Below are 13,922 nucleotides of genomic sequence, written 5' to 3'. Positions count from 1 at the left end.
GAGCCTCCGTGGGCGTTATTGCTGTGGAAAACCGGTGGACGCTAGTTCCCGGAGGGTCCCCTGTCAACCGGCTGCCCCTGGGCGGAGCCTGGCGGCAGCGGGCGCAGGGTGACGCGCGTCTCGTAGTACGGGGTGCCCGAGCCCAACGTGCTGGCCCGGGCCGGGGCCAGGCGGTTCAGGCCGTGCCCGGCGGCCAGCCAGCCGCCGCGGGCGCACAGGCAGACGTCGCGGCGCTGGGCCGCGTCGAATGTCACCAGCACCGCCACGTCGGCCTGGGCGTTGTGCAGGAGCGCGGGCGAGCCGTCGGCCAGGCCCAGGGCGGTCCCTGTTTCCGGGTGGATGCGCGCCGTGGGCAGGGGGGCGTGTTCGGCCAGGGTCAGCTCGGAGCAGAGGTGTTCCGCGCTGCCGATGGTCAGAAGCCACAGGGGCAGGCCCGGATCAGCCACGGGGCGGGAGGGGGCCTCGTCCAGGAAGCGGAACCTGCCGTCCGGCGTGGCGAAAGGCCCCTCGGCCCAGGGGGCCATGGGGGCGTCCGGGTCGCGCTGGGGTCCGCGCCTGAGTTCTTCCAGGGTGAAGCCCTTGTCGAGAAAAGGCTTGCACAGCGCGCGCAGCCATTCGTCCCTGGGGCGCACGTAGTCCCCGGCGAAGGGGAAGCGCCCGGCCAGGTCCTGGTAGATGTCGAACTGGGGGCGGCACTCCCCAACTGGCTCCACGGCCTTGTTCACCGGGCCGAGGTAGTTGTGCCCGTAGGCGGCCACCACGTCGTCCTCCTCCAGATAGGTTGCGCAGGGCAGGAAGAGGTCGGCCAGGCGGGCCGTGTCGTCCAGGAAGTGGCCCAGGTGCACGGCGAACTCCCTGCTTCCGAAGGCCTCGGCCACCACGCCGCTGTCCGGGGCCATGCACACGGGGTTGGCCGCGCTGGTGACGATCATGCGGATGGGCGGGTCCGTTGCGTCCAGAATTTCCCGGCCGATGCGCGCCATGAGCAGCCTGCGCCGGGGCGGATGCAGATCAAAGCCCCAGGCGGACTGGTCGTAGGGGCCGTACTCCTCGAAGCCCTGGCTCACGCCGCCGCCGGGCAGGCCCACGTTGCCGGTCATGGCCGAGAGCGCGTCGACGGCCCGCACGCCCAGGTGGGCGTCCACGTGGCGGTGCATGCCCCAGCCCAGCAGGATGGCGGCGGGCTTGGCGTGCCACATGGCTCCTGCCAGGGCGCGCACGTCCGCCGGGGACACGCCGGCCAGGGCGGCGCGCTCTTCCACGGTGGCCTCCATGGCGATGCGCCGGAAGGCCTCGAACCCCGTGGCCCGCTCCGACACGAAGGCCTGGTCCACCCAGCCGTTTTCCAGGGCGGCGCGGGCCGCGCCCAGGGCCAGGTGGACGTCCGCACCGGGCCGGGGCTGGATGTGCCGCGAGCACAGGGTGAGGCTTTCGGTGGCGGCAGGGTCCACCAGCCAGATATCCGCGCCGCGCTTGCGGGCCTCGGCCAGGATGCGGGTCATGTTGAACTGGGTGACCGCCGGGTTGCGGCCCCAGAGAATGATGGTGCGTGAGTTCAGATGGTCCAATGGGTCGTGGGAGACGCGCACCCCGAAATCCTGCGCCATGGCCGCGTAGGCCGTGCCCGAGCAGAGCGAGCCCGCCAGGCCCGTGACCCCGCCCAGGTGGGCGAAGAAGCGCTCGTTGAGCATGGTGAGGGCGGTGCGCTCGCCGTAGCCCTGATAGTGCAGGATGGACTCCGGCCCGGACTCGGCCGCGAAGGCCTTGATCCTGTCCGCCCAGAGGTCCAGGGCTTCGCCCCAGCCGATGGCCCGCCAGGTGTCGCCCATGCGCAGCATGGGGCTGGTGACGCGCTCCGGGCTGTAGACCCGGCGCACGTAGGCTTTCATCTTGCCGCAGCAGCCGCCCTTGTTCAGCGGATGGGCCGGATTGCCCTTGATGGCCGTGAGACGGCCCTCCTCCACCACGGCCAGCAGGCCGCAACAGCTGGGGCAGTCCCGGGTGCAGGTGGTGACGATGGAACGGGTGTTTTCGGTCGCGCGCATGGGCGACCCTAGCCCAAACGGCCCGAAACCGCCAGCCGCCCCCCAGTCGGGCGGCCTTGGCCCGGGCTCCGGCCCAGTTGCAGGCCTTGACCCCGGCTCCAGCGAGGAGTAGCCAAATCCCCCCTATGCAGCACGCTCAAGACGACCATACCGCCCAGCGGGACGAGCCCTCCGCCCTCTCGCAGGCCCTGCCCATCATCATGGGCTACCTGCCCGTGGGCTTCGCCTACGGCGTGCTGGCCGTGAAGGCCGGGCTCTCCCTGGCCAACACGGGGCTCATGTCCATCCTGGTGTATGCGGGCTCGGCCCAGCTCATCGCCGTGGACATGATCGGCTCCGGCGCTCCCGCCTCCAGCGTGATCGCCACGGCCTTCATCGTGAACCTGCGCCACGTGCTGTTCTCCGCCGCGCTCTCGCCCTTCCTGGCAAGCTGGCCGGTGCGGCGCATCGCCCGCTTCTGCTTCGAGATGACCGACGAGACCTTCGCCCTGCACGCCACGCGCTTCCACAACCGGCAGCTCAGCGCCCGCAAGACGCTGGCCATCAACCTGCTGGCCCACACCGGCTGGATCGTGGGCGGCATCGCCGGGGCCGTTGCCGGCGGCTTCGTGCCCGACGTGAAGCCCCTGGGACTGGACTACGCCCTGCCCGCCATGTTCGCGGTGCTGCTGGTGGGGCAGCTGCTGAGCCCCGCGCACATATTGGCCGCCGTGCTGGGCGGCTCCCTGGCCCTCATCATCTCCCAGACCGACGCCTCGGCCTACGCCACCCTGGCCGGAGCCGTCATCGCCGCCGCCACCGCGGCCTTCACCCCATGGACCAGCAAACGATCCTCCTGACCGTGCTGGGCATGGCCGCGGTGACCTACCTGCCGCGCGTGGTCCCGGCGCTGTTCTTCGCCTCGCGCCCCATGCCCGAGGCCCTGCGCCGTTTCCTCTCCGTGGTGCCCCCGGCGGTGCTGGGCGCGCTGCTGGCCCAGTCCGTGCTGCTGGAGAAGGGGGCGCTGAACCTGAGCTTCGACAACGCCTTCCTCTGGGCCTCCGCCCTCACCAGCCTGCTGGCCTGGCGCACCAAGGGCTTCTTCGGCCCCGTGCTGGCCGGGCTGTGCTTCGTGGCACTCTGGCGCGCCGTGTTCTAGCCGTTGCCAACAGCCTCCGAGTCCGGCTATCCTGGCTCAAACCCCAAAGGAGGCCGCACCATGGACGAAGGCTTCACCGAGACCGTCATCATCCGCGGCGAGGAATGCCTCTACAACCCCAAGACCGGCATCGCCATGATCCAGTGCGAGAAGTGCGGGCACATCAACCACGTGGAGATCGAGGTGGTGGACGGAGAGGCCCGCTTCTACGGCTTCTCCTGCGAGAACTGCGGGACGTTCAACAGCGCCGACTGATTGTCGTTTTCATTTTGGTTACAATTCGTACTACAGCTTTCCTGTTGGCCGCTCTGCTCCTGTGCGCCTGCGGGCGCGACGAGGTGGCGCGCCTCAAGGAGTTGCGCCACCCCGTGGCCCCGGCGCGCCCACTGGGGGAACTCCTCGGGGCCTGCCCCCTCTTCACCCGGGTGGCCTGGTCGGCCACGCCCCGCCATGACGGCAGCACCCTGGCCCGGGCCACAGGCATCTTCAACCTGGACGCCCTGGTGGGCAAAACGGCCCAGGGCCGCAGCTTCACCGCGCAGGACAGGGCGGCCCTGGCCAAGGCCGGGGCGAACCTGTGCTACGTTCTGGAATACGACTTCGGGCGGGACGCGCCCCAGGGGCGGCAGGCCATGCAGGCCGTGATGCTCGTGACCATGGACTGGACCCAGCCCGCCCCGCTGCAGAGCGACGCGCTGCTGGGCGAGGTCGCCTCGGGGGTTGCCGGGCCGGCCCTGCTGGCCGCCGCCACGGACGCGGCCGCCTACTGCCGGGCGCGGCTCTCGGTGCCTGAAAGGAAATGACGGAAGGACAGGAAGCGGGAGAAGTTCAGGGCAGAGTCTCTGAAATGTCGTCCGGGGTGCCCAGACGGCCGTCCGGCCCAGGCGAGGCCACCCGCCCCCTGCCCTGCGGATCGATGCTCAGGACATAAGGGGAGCCCCAGGGGTCGCGCTGGACCTCGGACGGGGCGGCATCGGCGTTGCCGGGCGGGGGCACGGCCCCGGTGAAGAGCTGTTCGCTTGCCGCCTTCCAGGCCTGCCTGCACGGGGCGTCGGGCGCGGCGAGCCTCAAGTCGGTACCAAGGCAGACATCGAAATCCTTGAGCGCGGGCACGTCCGCCGGAGTTTTCCCCGCGAACCGGGCGGCCTGGGTCCAGGCCCGGCCGATGAGGCGCACGGCCTCCAGGGCGGTCTCCGCCCGCACCCGGGCCAGCCCGGCGGCCAGCCGGGCGTTGCGCGCCTCCTGCCAGCGCCACCACCCCCCGAAGATCGCGGCGGCGGCCAGCATAGCGCAGACCGTCCGCAAGGCGAGCCTCCGCGCCGAGTCCCGCCCGAGGATGTCCCCGGCGTCCTGCCACGGCCCGGCGCACAGGGCGGCGTAGCGCGCCCGCAAGCGCTCCAGGGCCTCCAGGCCCGCGCGCCGGAAGGCGTGCAGCGAGCCCGGGTCGGACCAGCCCGGCTCCAGCCCGTTCGCCGCCTCGGGCAGCAGGGTCAGGGCGGCCAGCTCCCGCAGGTTTTGCTCGGCCTCTCGGGCCAGGCGGGTGGAATCCTCCATTCCGCCAGCGTCCAGGGCGTCCCGCAGGGATTCCAACTGGAGCGCGGCGCTCTCCGCCAACTCCTCGCAGCGCATGCGCCGCTGGCGCAACTGATCCGGGGAACCGTTCATTGGGCCAGCGACTCCTTGACCTGTCGCAGGAATGTCTGCAAGGCCGCGTCGGACTCGGCGCGCCCGCCCACGGAAAGGGCCGAGAAGCGGGCAACGGCGTTGCCCTTGGGCGTCACGGCCCGGACGAAATGATGGTCATGGCTCTGCCCGCCGCTGCGCAGGCCCAGAATCCACTCCTGACCGGCCCCGCGCCAGCGGGGCTCCACCGGCCCCAGGCCCTTGGCCCGGTTGACGAGAAATTCCTCGAACTGCTCCAAGGAGAAGGCCTTCCCGCCCTTGCTGCTGACGCCCAGATATTCGCCGTCGCCCGAGAGCACCACCACGGGCAGGCCCAGGAGTTCCGCCGGGGGCCTCACCGCTGCGGGTCCGGCCGCACGAACCGGCGCCGAGGGCTTGGGTGCGGGTTTGGCCTGCGCCGCAGCCTGTGGCTGCTGGGCCGCCAGGGCGTCGGCCACGGTGTCCAGCCTGGCCAGCAGGTCGGCCAGCAGGGAGTGGGTACGGTTCTGGATGGAGAACAACCCCTCCAGCAGGCCCTCGATGCGGGCCAGGGGGTCCGGGGCGGCCAGGGGATTCTCCGGGCTTCCGGGGGGCGGCACGGGGCGGGCTTCCTTGCCGGGCGGCTCCTGAATGGAGGGCTCCTGCAGGTCGAATTCCAGGGCCAGGCGCTCACGCACCTGCTCCACCGCGTAGCCGCGCCCGAACAGGGCCTGGATGCGCGCGCAGACCTGCCCCGCACGGGCCGGAAAGCGGATGGGCCGCGAGCCCGAGGCCCCGGCGAAGAACTCCGGGAACTTGCGGCGGTAGCTCTTGACCGTGGTCACGGTAACGCCCAGGGCCACGGCGATGTCGCGGTGGGTCAGGCCGGGCTCCTCGGCCCCGGATGCGGCGGGGGACTCGCTCATTTCTTGCCGGAGAGCACCAGGGCGAGCGCGGTGGTCAGCTTCATGACCTGCTGGTTGCCGGAGCGCACCAGGTCGGCCATGCGCACGGCCAGGGCGGTGAGCAGGCGGCAGCCCAGCTCCGGCTCGCGGCGCACCAGGTCGAAGAATCTGGCCCTGTCCGTGACCAGGAAGGTGGAGGGCTCCAGCGTCTCCACCGTGGCGGAGCGCGGATGGTCGGTGACAAGGCCCATCTCGCCGAAGAAGGGCAGCGCCTCCCCGGTGAGGGTGGCCAGCACCTTGGCCGGATCGACACCGCCGAGGGACGAGGCGTCCACGGGCAGAAGCATGGATTTGACGATGCGCACCTTGCCCTTGACCAGCACGAACATCTCCTCCCCGGGCTCGTTCTCCACGATCACGCGGGCCCCCGCCTCCAACTGGCGGGGCTCGAAGATGGGGCGCACCTTGGCCAGGGCCGCCTCGTCCAGGCCGCGCAGCAGGCCGATGTCCTTCCAGCGCACGTCCATCACGACTTCCGGTCCATGAAGACGATTCCGTCGTAGCCTTCCAGGGCCAGCTCAGGCCCGGGGTTGAGCACGACTTCGGAGCCGCGCTGGCCCAGGCTGTCGCTCTGGCCCGAGGTCTGGATCAGCTCCATGACGAAGCGGTCCAGCCCTTCGGAGGCGTCCAGCACGTCGGAGAGGCGCAGCTCGCGCGGCAGGCGGCACACGCCCAGGGGGAGCTGCCCGCTGGCTTCGAGGCTTTGGCGCACCAGCTCCACCCAGGTGGACTTCTTTTCTGCCGCGCTCATGGGCCGGTAGCGGAAGTAGCCGCCCTTGCCCACGCCGGGCAGGCCGCCCAGCAGGGCGCGCAGCACGTCGTGCATCACGGGGTGGGAGGCCATGAAGGCCAGGGTCCGGCCGGTGAGCTCCTCGCGGCCAAGAACCTTGGTCACGCCCGCGCGGACCAGGTGGTCGCGGCTCTGGTCGTGCATGGCCTCGGCGTAGACGGTGAGGTCGGGGGCCAGGGAGCGCAGGGTCAGGGCGGTGAGCACGCTCAGGTTGTCGGCCTCCTCCCCGGGGATGTCGTCCGCCGCGAGGATGTAGGCCAGGCGTGCCTTGGCCGGGTTGGCCCGCTCCAGCACGGCCCTGTGCGCCGGGTTGCCGCGCACGAAGGAGAGCGCCGGGCCGAGGTTCATGGCCTCTGCCTCCTGCTCGAACTCGGCCGGGTCCATCTCGGAGGCCAGCACCACGGGCGCGCCCGACAGGTCGGGCAGGCGGCGCAGGTGCTCCACGAGCATGCGGCCGTGGCTGTTCCAGCCCAGGATGAGGATGTGTCCTTGCTTGTCCAAACGCAGCAACCCCCGCCGTTTCATGGTCTGCCGCTCCACCATGGCCGAGGCCATGGTGCCGGTGAGCACGGAGACCAGGCCGATGCCCGAGGCCATGACTCCCATGCCCAGGAGCCTCCCGGGTACGGTCTTGGGGGCGAAGTCGCCGTAGCCCACGGTGAACAGGGTCACCATGGCCCACCACAGCCCCTCGAAAAAGCCGACCGGCTCGGCCTGCGTGCCGGACTCGAACCACCAGAACCCCGCCGCCGAGACGGCCAGGATGGCCGCCATGAGTGTCAGCGGAAGGGTGAAGGGGCTCTCAGTCAGCTTCGCCCAGGGACTCGGCATCTTCCAGGTCGCTGTGGCGCTTGAGCAGCTCCTCGAAGCGGATGTCCGCGCCGAGCACGCCGGTTATCTCGTCGCGCTCGTTGGCCACGGGCACGGAAACGGTGAGGCAGAGCTTGCCCGTGAAGGTGGAGCGGTAGAAGTCCGTGATGTGCAGCTTGCCGTTCTGCATGGGCTGGATAAACCACTCGCGGTCGGACTGGTCCACCCCTTCGGTCATGGAGGCGTACTTGGGCCTGTCCACGGGGTTGGCCACGTGGGAGGTGACCAGCTTGCCCGTGGTGTCGGTCAGGTACATGAACTGGATGAAGGGGTAGTCCGAGAGGAAGGTGGCCATGCACTCCGTGGCCGGGGCCACCTCCAGTTCGCTGATGCAGGGCTGCTCCGAGAGCTTGAGGATGAGCTGCGAGGCGATGGTGTGGGCCAGCTTCTTGAGGTGGTCGAACTCGGAGGCGAAGAGCTCGGGCATGTAGCGCTTCACCAGGGTCTTCATCTCCTGGTTGGAGAAGGAGGTGTTGCGCCCGGCCTCGTAGGCCTCCATGATGCGGGAGTAGATCTTGTCCACGGCGGGGTGGCGCTTGTCCACCTGCTGTTCCTCTTCCAGCTCGAGCTCCGTGTTGATCCAGTAGCTCACGCCCGCCTTGCCGGACTTGTCCGTGATGATGATCGGCACCGGGCGGCCCAGGATCTTCTGTGTGTCGAAGATGTTGTAGATTTCTTCGTTCTTGGCCAGGCCGTCCACGTGGATGCCCGCCGAGGTGGCGTTGAAGTCGCGCCCGGCGAAGGGGTAGTTGGCGGGGACGTTGTAGTCCAGCTCCTCCTCGAAGTAGCGCACGATCTCGGAGATCACCTGGGTGTTGGCCGCGTCGTCCTCGCCGGTGAGCGAGACGTACTCGATTATCATGGCCTCCAGCGGGGCGTTGCCGGTGCGCTCGCCGAAGCCCAGCAGGGTGCAGTTGGCCCCGGAGCAGCCCGAGAGCCAAGCCGTGGCCGCGTTGATGAGCACCTTGTGGAAGTCGTTGTGGCCGTGCCACTCCAGCCATTCGCCGGGCACCTCGGCCTCGTCGGTGAAGGCGCGCACCACCTTGGCCACGCTGCGCGGAATGGAGGCCGAGGGGTAGGGCACGCCGTAGCCCATGGTGTCGCACAGGCGGATCTTCACGGGCATGCCCGCGTCCTTGCTGCGGGCCATGAGCGCGCGGGCGAAGGGGATGCAGAAGCCGTAGATGTCGGCGCGGGTCACGTCCTCGAAGTGGCAGCGCGGCACGATGCCCCACTCCAGGGCCTGGTCCACCACGGAGAGGTAGTCGGCCATGGCGGCTTTGCGGTCTTTCCCGAGCTTGAGATAAATGTGGTAGTCGGAGACGGAGGTGAGCATGCCCGTCTCCTTGAGGCCCAGCTGCTTGACCAGCTTGAGGTCGGCCTTGTTGGCCCTGATCCAGCCGGTGACCTCGGGGAACTTGTAGTCCTTGGCGAGGCAGGCCTCAACGGCGCGGCGGTCCTTGTCGGAATAGAGGAAGAACTCGCTGGCCCGGATAAGCCCTGAGTGGCCGCCAAGCTTGTGCAGCAGGTCGAAGATGTGCGCGATCTGGCGCACGGTGTAGGGCGGGCGGGCCTGCTGGCCGTCGCGGAAGGTGGTGTCCGTGATGAACATCTTCTCCGCGGGGCGGGGAAGAACCATGGTGTCGTCGAAGCTGACGCGGCTGACCTTGGTGTAGGGGAACAGCTCCCGATAGAGCTCGGGCTTCTCCCTGTTCTGCAGGCGGTGGAGCGAACGGTTGAGATGCATCAGGGACATGGCGGGGACTTCCTCCTTGAGGGCGATGGCGCGGCGGGCTGGCGGCGGGCCCCTGAGCGGGGGCCGGGCCTTCCGAAAAATGTGACTTTTAAGCCTTCATTCGTTCCATCCAGGTATCAACGATTTGCTTTTCCCGCAACACGCGGGGGTTCGCGGGGGCAAGCTCGTAGGCGGCGCCGGCGGCCTCGGCGGCGTGGGTCATCCAGCCGCCCTGGCGCAGGCTCTGGGCGGCCATGACGTAGAGCATCTCCGGCTGGTTGCGGTACACGGCGCGTGTGAAGTCCTCGAAGTCGGGGCCGAAGAACTTGCGCACCAGGGCGTTCTGCTCGAACAGGAAGCGCCCCAGCAGCGGGTTCTCGCCCTGGTCCTCCAGATAGGCGCCCAGCAGCTTGCGGCAGCGCGCGAAGAAGAAGCGCACCCGGGCGATCTCCCTGCGGATGGACTCGGTGGTCTGCAGCACCACCTGGAACAGCTCGCGGGAGATGACGTGGTCCTCCTCCGGGAGTTCCTGGTCCATGAGCTCGCGGAACCAGGGGCCGTAGTTCTGCTGCTGGTAGGCGTCCTCCTTGAGCTTCATGGTCTCGTGGAAGATGTAGCCGATGGACCAGTCCAGGAACTGCCCGGCAAGCAGCTGCTTGCCGTCGTTGCGGAACAGGTGGTGGGCGGTGTCCTTGAGGCGCCAGAGCAGGCCCTTGTTCATCTCCTCGCCCACCAGGGAGTGCAACACCTCGAAGGAGAGCTGGGAGGTGCGGTCGAAGATGGCGAACTGGCTCTCCAGGATGTCGGCGGAGAGGCAGAGGTCGCGCAGCATGTCGCGCACGAACTCGGGCAGCTTTTCGTTGATCCAGGATTTGGACATGGCTCAGGGCTCGCAGTTCAGACGGTTCATGCCGGACCAGCGCGAGGCCAGGGCGGCGAATCGGGCCAGCTTCTCGTCCACCAGCCTGAAGAGCGTCCCCTCGGGGAACAGGCCGTCCGGGCCGCGCTGCCCGGCGGGCATGCCGGAGAGCAGCTCGATGGCCTCCTCGATGCTCCGCAGGGGGTAGATGTTGAACAGGCCCTTCTCCACGGCCTCCAGCACGTCCTCGCGCAGCATGAGGTTGACCACGTTGTCCGCCGGGATGAGCACGCCCTGGCGGCCCGTGAGCCCTCTGCGGCGGCAGACCTCGTAGAAGCCCTCGATCTTCTGGTTCACCCCGCCCACGGCCATGATGGCCCCGGAGGAGCTCACCGCGCCGGTGAAGGCCAGCGACAGGTCAAGCGGCGCGCCCGACAGCGCGGAGAGCAGCGCGGCCAGCTCCGCGCCGGAGGCGGAGTCGCCCTCCACCTCGGCGTAGCTCTGCTCGAAGCAGAGGCTGCCGGTGAGCACCACGGGCTTGTCCTGCGCGAACTGGCTCACCAGGTAGCTCTTGAGGATCATCATGCCCTTGGTGTGGATGGGCCCGCCAAGCTCGGCCTCGCGCTCCAGGTCCAGGATGCCGCCGTGGCCAACGCCCACGGTGCTGGCGATCTGGTGGGGCAGGCCGAAGGCGAAGTCGCCGTACATGCGCACCGAAAGCCCGTTGGCCCGGCCCACGGCGCTGCCCGAGGTGGAGACCTTTATCATCTCGCGGTCGTACTCGGCCAGGAACTCCTCCTCCAGGAGGTTGGCCCTGAACAGCCTGGCGTCGCGCGCGGCGCGCAGCACCCCGGCGTCCACCATGTCCTTGCCGCGGATGCCGGCCAGGGCCGAGGCCTCGCACATGAGCTCCCGCAGGAGCGGCAGGCGCAGGGTCAGGCGGGTCTGGTCGTCGCAGAGGGCGGAGGCCTGCTCCACGAGGCCCGCCAGCGCGCCCCTGTCGAAGGGCTTGAGCCCGGCCTCGTCGATGACGCGGCCCAGCATGGAGAGCAGCGCGGCCTCGTTGGCCGGGGTGCGGGGGATGTGGTCCTGCAGGTGGGCCTTCAACTTGAAGAGCTTCTGGAAGCGCTCGTCGCCGTAGAGCAGCACCTCGTAGGCCTCGTCCGTGCCCACCAGGATCACCTTGGCCGTGAGCGGCACAGGCTCGGGCTCGATGGTGCGGGTGCGCACCTGCTCGCCGTCGGCGGGGTCCTCGATGCGGCACAGGCCGGAGCGCAGCGCGCGCAAGAGGCCCTCCCAGGCCTGGGCCCCGTGGGCCAGGTCGTCGATGCGCAGCACCAGGAAGCCGCCCAGGGCGCGGTGGATGGCCCCGGGCTTGATGAGCGTGTGGTCGGTGTAGAGCGCCCCGAAGTCGGACTCGCGCTCCACGCAGCCCAGCAGGTTGTGGTGGGTGGGGTGGTCCTCGATGACCACGGGCGCGCCCTCCAGCCGGGAGTTGTCCACGAAGAGGTTGACCTCGTAGCGGGCGATGAGGTCGTCGGGGCCGAGCCCCTGGTCCTGCCCGGGATGCACGGGGATGGGCGGGGCCTCCTTGGCCAGGAAGCCCTCGTAGTTCTCGATGACGTCCTGGCGCACCCCGCGCAGGAAGCGCAGCACGTCAGGCTGGTGGGCGAATTCGGCCAGCAGGGGCTCCAAGTGGAAGTCCACCACTTCGCCCACGGTCTGCTGGTCGAGCTTCTTCTCGTTCTCGCGGTAGGTGCGGTCCTCGGCGGCCAGGGTGCGCATGTAGCCGCCCATGTCGGAGAGGATCTCGTCGCCCTGCTGCTTGAGGGACTTGCGCAGCTCCGGGTCCATTCGCTCGTAGTCCTCGTCGCTGACCACCTTGCCCTCCACCAGGGGGTAGAGGGTCATGCCGCCCTGCTCGTCTACGTCCAGGTTGAAGCCCTGCTCGGCGGCGCGCTCCTCCATTTCGGAGAACAGCTCCTCGCGCACGGTCTGGAAATCACGCTGGAGGCTCTGGCGCCGTGCCAGGTGGCCCTCCTGCTCGAAGCGCACGGGGATCTCGTCCTTCACGGCGGCCACGGCCTTGGCGGCCTCGGCCTTGAGCCTGCGCCCCTCGCCGGGGGGCAGGGTCAGGGCGGCGGGGCGGTCCTCGTCCTCGAAATTGTGCACGTAGACGATGTCGGGGGGCGTGGGGGCCTTGGCCGCCACCGGGGTCAGGAAGCGTTTGAGGAAATAGGTGCGGCCCTGGTAGGGCTCCCCGGCCAGGTAGATGTTGTATTCGCGCCCGCTGAGCGAAAGCCCCAGCTCGAGCGCGGAGAGGGCCCGGGGCTGAAAGGCCGCGTCGGAGGCCTCGGCCTCCGGCAGCGCGGTGCTGTCGCAGCAGGGGATGGATTCGGGGGAGCAGACGGCCCGGAGCTTGTCCAGGGCCAGAGGCGAAGGCTTGGGCATGGGATATCCTGAAAGAATCTTTGTCATACAATAACGCGTGCCAGCCGCGCTCGCAAGGGCCGCACTCGCGGGCGGCGCGCCCATGCGGGCGAGGTTGCCCGTTTCCGCCGGGATTCCCCTTGCATTTTCCCCTCCCGGCGCTAGTGTGGCAGGGTCGTATTCCTCTCCACTCCAACCTGTTCGAGGGGGAACCATGGAAGTACGCACCATCCTCTGGCCCACGGACCTGTCGCCCGGCTCGCTCAAGGCGTCCGGGCACGTTCTCTCCCTGGCGGAAAAGTACGGCGCCCTCGTGGTGGTCATGTACGTCAGCGTGGACCTCTGCTCCTATTTCCCGGCCTACGGCAACTACCCCAGCCCGGACCTCATCCAGGAATTCCAGGGCTGGGAGGTGGAGCAGGCCAAGGCCAAGCTGGAGCACATCTGCGGCGAGGCATTGAAGGGCTGCCCCAGGCTCAAGGTCCGCCTGGTGGCAGGCGAGCCCGCCGCCGAGATCCTCAAGGCCATCGACGCCGAAAAGGCCGACATGGTGGTCATGACCAGCCGAGGCCACGGCCTGGGGGCCAGGCCCGGCGGGGAGACGGGCCTTGGGCGCGTGGCCAGGGAGATTCTTGAGCGGGCCAAGGTGCCCGTGCACATCGTGCGGCCCTAGCCGGGCCGGGCCAGGCGATCCGAACGGACCGCGGTCCCTCCCGGCGGGAACGCGGCCCACAACCCGTGCCGTTCCTTGCGGAGGCAGTCCATGAAAGTCGACGCACAGGCCATCGAAACCAGAATCAGGAGCATGTTCCCGGAAATCGTCGAATACGGTGTGACCTTGGAGGTCCTCGAAGACCCGCGCATGGACTCCTGGGAGGTCCGGCTGGGCAAGGGCCAGCACAGCATGAGCTCCTGCCTGGACAACGAGGACGTGCGCAAATGCCTGAACGGCGAGGAGTGCACCGCCTTCGCCGCCGAGCTGCGCCAGTTCGTGCACAGCTACTGCCGCCACTCCAAGGAGTGCCCCGTAGGCGGCTGATCCGGGGCGGCTTCGCGCCCCTGCTCCATACCCCTCTATTTTTTCGGAAGTCGTCTGGCGTTACAGGCTGCGTGTCCCTCCACCCTACCCCACAACCTCTGGGAGGTATCCATGTCCGCCGATCTGAAGACTTTCGTGAACGTTCTCAAGAGCGCCATGCCTCAGTGCATCAAGACCGACGAGGACGCGGCCGAAGTGATCACCATCGTGGGCTCCGTCATCACCAACGCCGTGAAGAACAAGGACACGGCCTACCTGGAGGGCATCGGCGAGTGGCGCTCCGAGTCGGACGGGGGCGGCAAGAAGCGCGTCATCTTCACCCCGGACAGGAAGCTCATCGACGCGGCCAACGAATAACCCGCCACTGCAGCCAGGCCGGGGACGCCACCCCCTCCCCGGCCCGGCCCGCG

The 13,922-nt window shown here is 69.1% G+C and carries 15 protein-coding genes; 7 read left to right on the top strand and 8 right to left on the bottom strand.

The annotated features are described in order from the left end of the window. Positions 1-41: 41 nt before the first annotated feature. Positions 42-2,045: a molybdopterin-dependent oxidoreductase gene (locus MLE27_RS05550; RefSeq protein WP_243310921.1), complete on the bottom strand. Its 2,004-nt coding sequence runs from the start codon at positions 2,043-2,045 to the stop codon at positions 42-44. A 125-nt stretch (positions 2,046-2,170) separates the two neighbouring features. On the opposite strand from MLE27_RS05550, the gene MLE27_RS05545 reads away from it, so the two are divergent. From MLE27_RS05545 to MLE27_RS05530, 4 genes are read left to right on the top strand one after another with little or no spacing between them, the layout of a single operon-like run. Continuing rightward, positions 2,171-2,884, top strand: a complete 714-nt coding sequence (locus MLE27_RS05545; protein WP_243310920.1) for an AzlC family ABC transporter permease — start codon at positions 2,171-2,173, stop codon at positions 2,882-2,884. Further along, positions 2,860-3,183, top strand: coding sequence for an AzlD domain-containing protein (locus tag MLE27_RS05540; protein WP_243310918.1), 324 nt, complete (start codon positions 2,860-2,862; stop codon positions 3,181-3,183). Before MLE27_RS05545 ends, MLE27_RS05540 begins: the two co-directional genes overlap by 25 nt. 60 nt (positions 3,184-3,243) lie before the next feature. Next, positions 3,244-3,438, top strand: a complete 195-nt coding sequence (locus MLE27_RS05535; RefSeq protein WP_243310917.1) for a hypothetical protein — start codon at positions 3,244-3,246, stop codon at positions 3,436-3,438. 44 nt (positions 3,439-3,482) lie between these two features. Then, complete coding sequence (locus MLE27_RS05530; RefSeq protein ID WP_243310915.1) at positions 3,483-3,986, top strand: hypothetical protein; 504 nt, start codon at positions 3,483-3,485, stop codon at positions 3,984-3,986. A gap of 25 nt (positions 3,987-4,011) precedes the next feature. On the opposite strand, the gene MLE27_RS05525 is transcribed toward MLE27_RS05530, so the two are convergent. The 7 genes from MLE27_RS05525 to MLE27_RS05495 all read right to left on the bottom strand — a co-directional run bounded on the left by MLE27_RS05525 (position 4,012) and on the right by MLE27_RS05495 (position 12,494). Then, complete coding sequence (locus tag MLE27_RS05525; protein WP_243310913.1) at positions 4,012-4,848, bottom strand: FAD-binding oxidoreductase/lyase; 837 nt, start codon at positions 4,846-4,848, stop codon at positions 4,012-4,014. Further along, positions 4,845-5,750, bottom strand: coding sequence for a hypothetical protein (locus tag MLE27_RS05520; RefSeq protein ID WP_243310911.1), 906 nt, complete (start codon positions 5,748-5,750; stop codon positions 4,845-4,847). The genes MLE27_RS05525 and MLE27_RS05520 overlap by 4 nt, the downstream gene beginning before the upstream one ends. After that, positions 5,747-6,256, bottom strand: a complete 510-nt coding sequence (locus MLE27_RS05515; RefSeq protein WP_243310910.1) for a cyclic nucleotide-binding domain-containing protein — start codon at positions 6,254-6,256, stop codon at positions 5,747-5,749. Before MLE27_RS05515 ends, MLE27_RS05520 begins: the two co-directional genes overlap by 4 nt. After that, positions 6,256-7,410, bottom strand: coding sequence for a potassium channel family protein (locus MLE27_RS05510; RefSeq protein WP_243310909.1), 1,155 nt, complete (start codon positions 7,408-7,410; stop codon positions 6,256-6,258). The genes MLE27_RS05515 and MLE27_RS05510 overlap by 1 nt, the downstream gene beginning before the upstream one ends. Continuing rightward, positions 7,382-9,205, bottom strand: coding sequence for a triose-phosphate isomerase (locus MLE27_RS05505; RefSeq protein WP_243310908.1), 1,824 nt, complete (start codon positions 9,203-9,205; stop codon positions 7,382-7,384). The genes MLE27_RS05510 and MLE27_RS05505 overlap by 29 nt, the downstream gene beginning before the upstream one ends. Before the next feature lie 88 nt (positions 9,206-9,293). Next, positions 9,294-10,064: a hypothetical protein gene (locus tag MLE27_RS05500; RefSeq protein WP_243310907.1), complete on the bottom strand. Its 771-nt coding sequence runs from the start codon at positions 10,062-10,064 to the stop codon at positions 9,294-9,296. Between the two features lie 3 nt (positions 10,065-10,067). Then, positions 10,068-12,494, bottom strand: a complete 2,427-nt coding sequence (locus tag MLE27_RS05495; RefSeq protein ID WP_243310905.1) for a Lon protease family protein — start codon at positions 12,492-12,494, stop codon at positions 10,068-10,070. A gap of 193 nt (positions 12,495-12,687) precedes the next feature. On the opposite strand from MLE27_RS05495, the gene MLE27_RS05490 reads away from it, so the two are divergent. The 3 genes from MLE27_RS05490 to MLE27_RS05480 all read left to right on the top strand — a co-directional run bounded on the left by MLE27_RS05490 (position 12,688) and on the right by MLE27_RS05480 (position 13,869). Continuing rightward, positions 12,688-13,146: a universal stress protein gene (locus tag MLE27_RS05490; RefSeq protein WP_243310904.1), complete on the top strand. Its 459-nt coding sequence runs from the start codon at positions 12,688-12,690 to the stop codon at positions 13,144-13,146. A 90-nt stretch (positions 13,147-13,236) separates the two neighbouring features. Continuing rightward, positions 13,237-13,512 carry a hypothetical protein gene (locus MLE27_RS05485; RefSeq protein WP_243310903.1) on the top strand — a complete coding sequence of 92 codons (276 nt, stop codon included), beginning with the start codon at positions 13,237-13,239 and terminating at the stop codon, positions 13,510-13,512. Positions 13,513-13,623: 111 nt separating this feature from the next. Beyond that, a complete protein-coding gene (locus MLE27_RS05480) occupies positions 13,624-13,869 on the top strand; it encodes a hypothetical protein (RefSeq protein ID WP_243310902.1) in 246 nt (81 codons plus the stop codon). The last annotated feature ends 53 nt before the right edge of the window (positions 13,870-13,922 follow it).

The organism is Fundidesulfovibrio agrisoli (assembly GCF_022808715.1).
Classification (GTDB): Bacteria; Desulfobacterota; Desulfovibrionia; order Desulfovibrionales; family Desulfovibrionaceae; genus Fundidesulfovibrio; species Fundidesulfovibrio agrisoli.
This window is presented reverse-complemented; position numbering and strand designations above follow the sequence as displayed.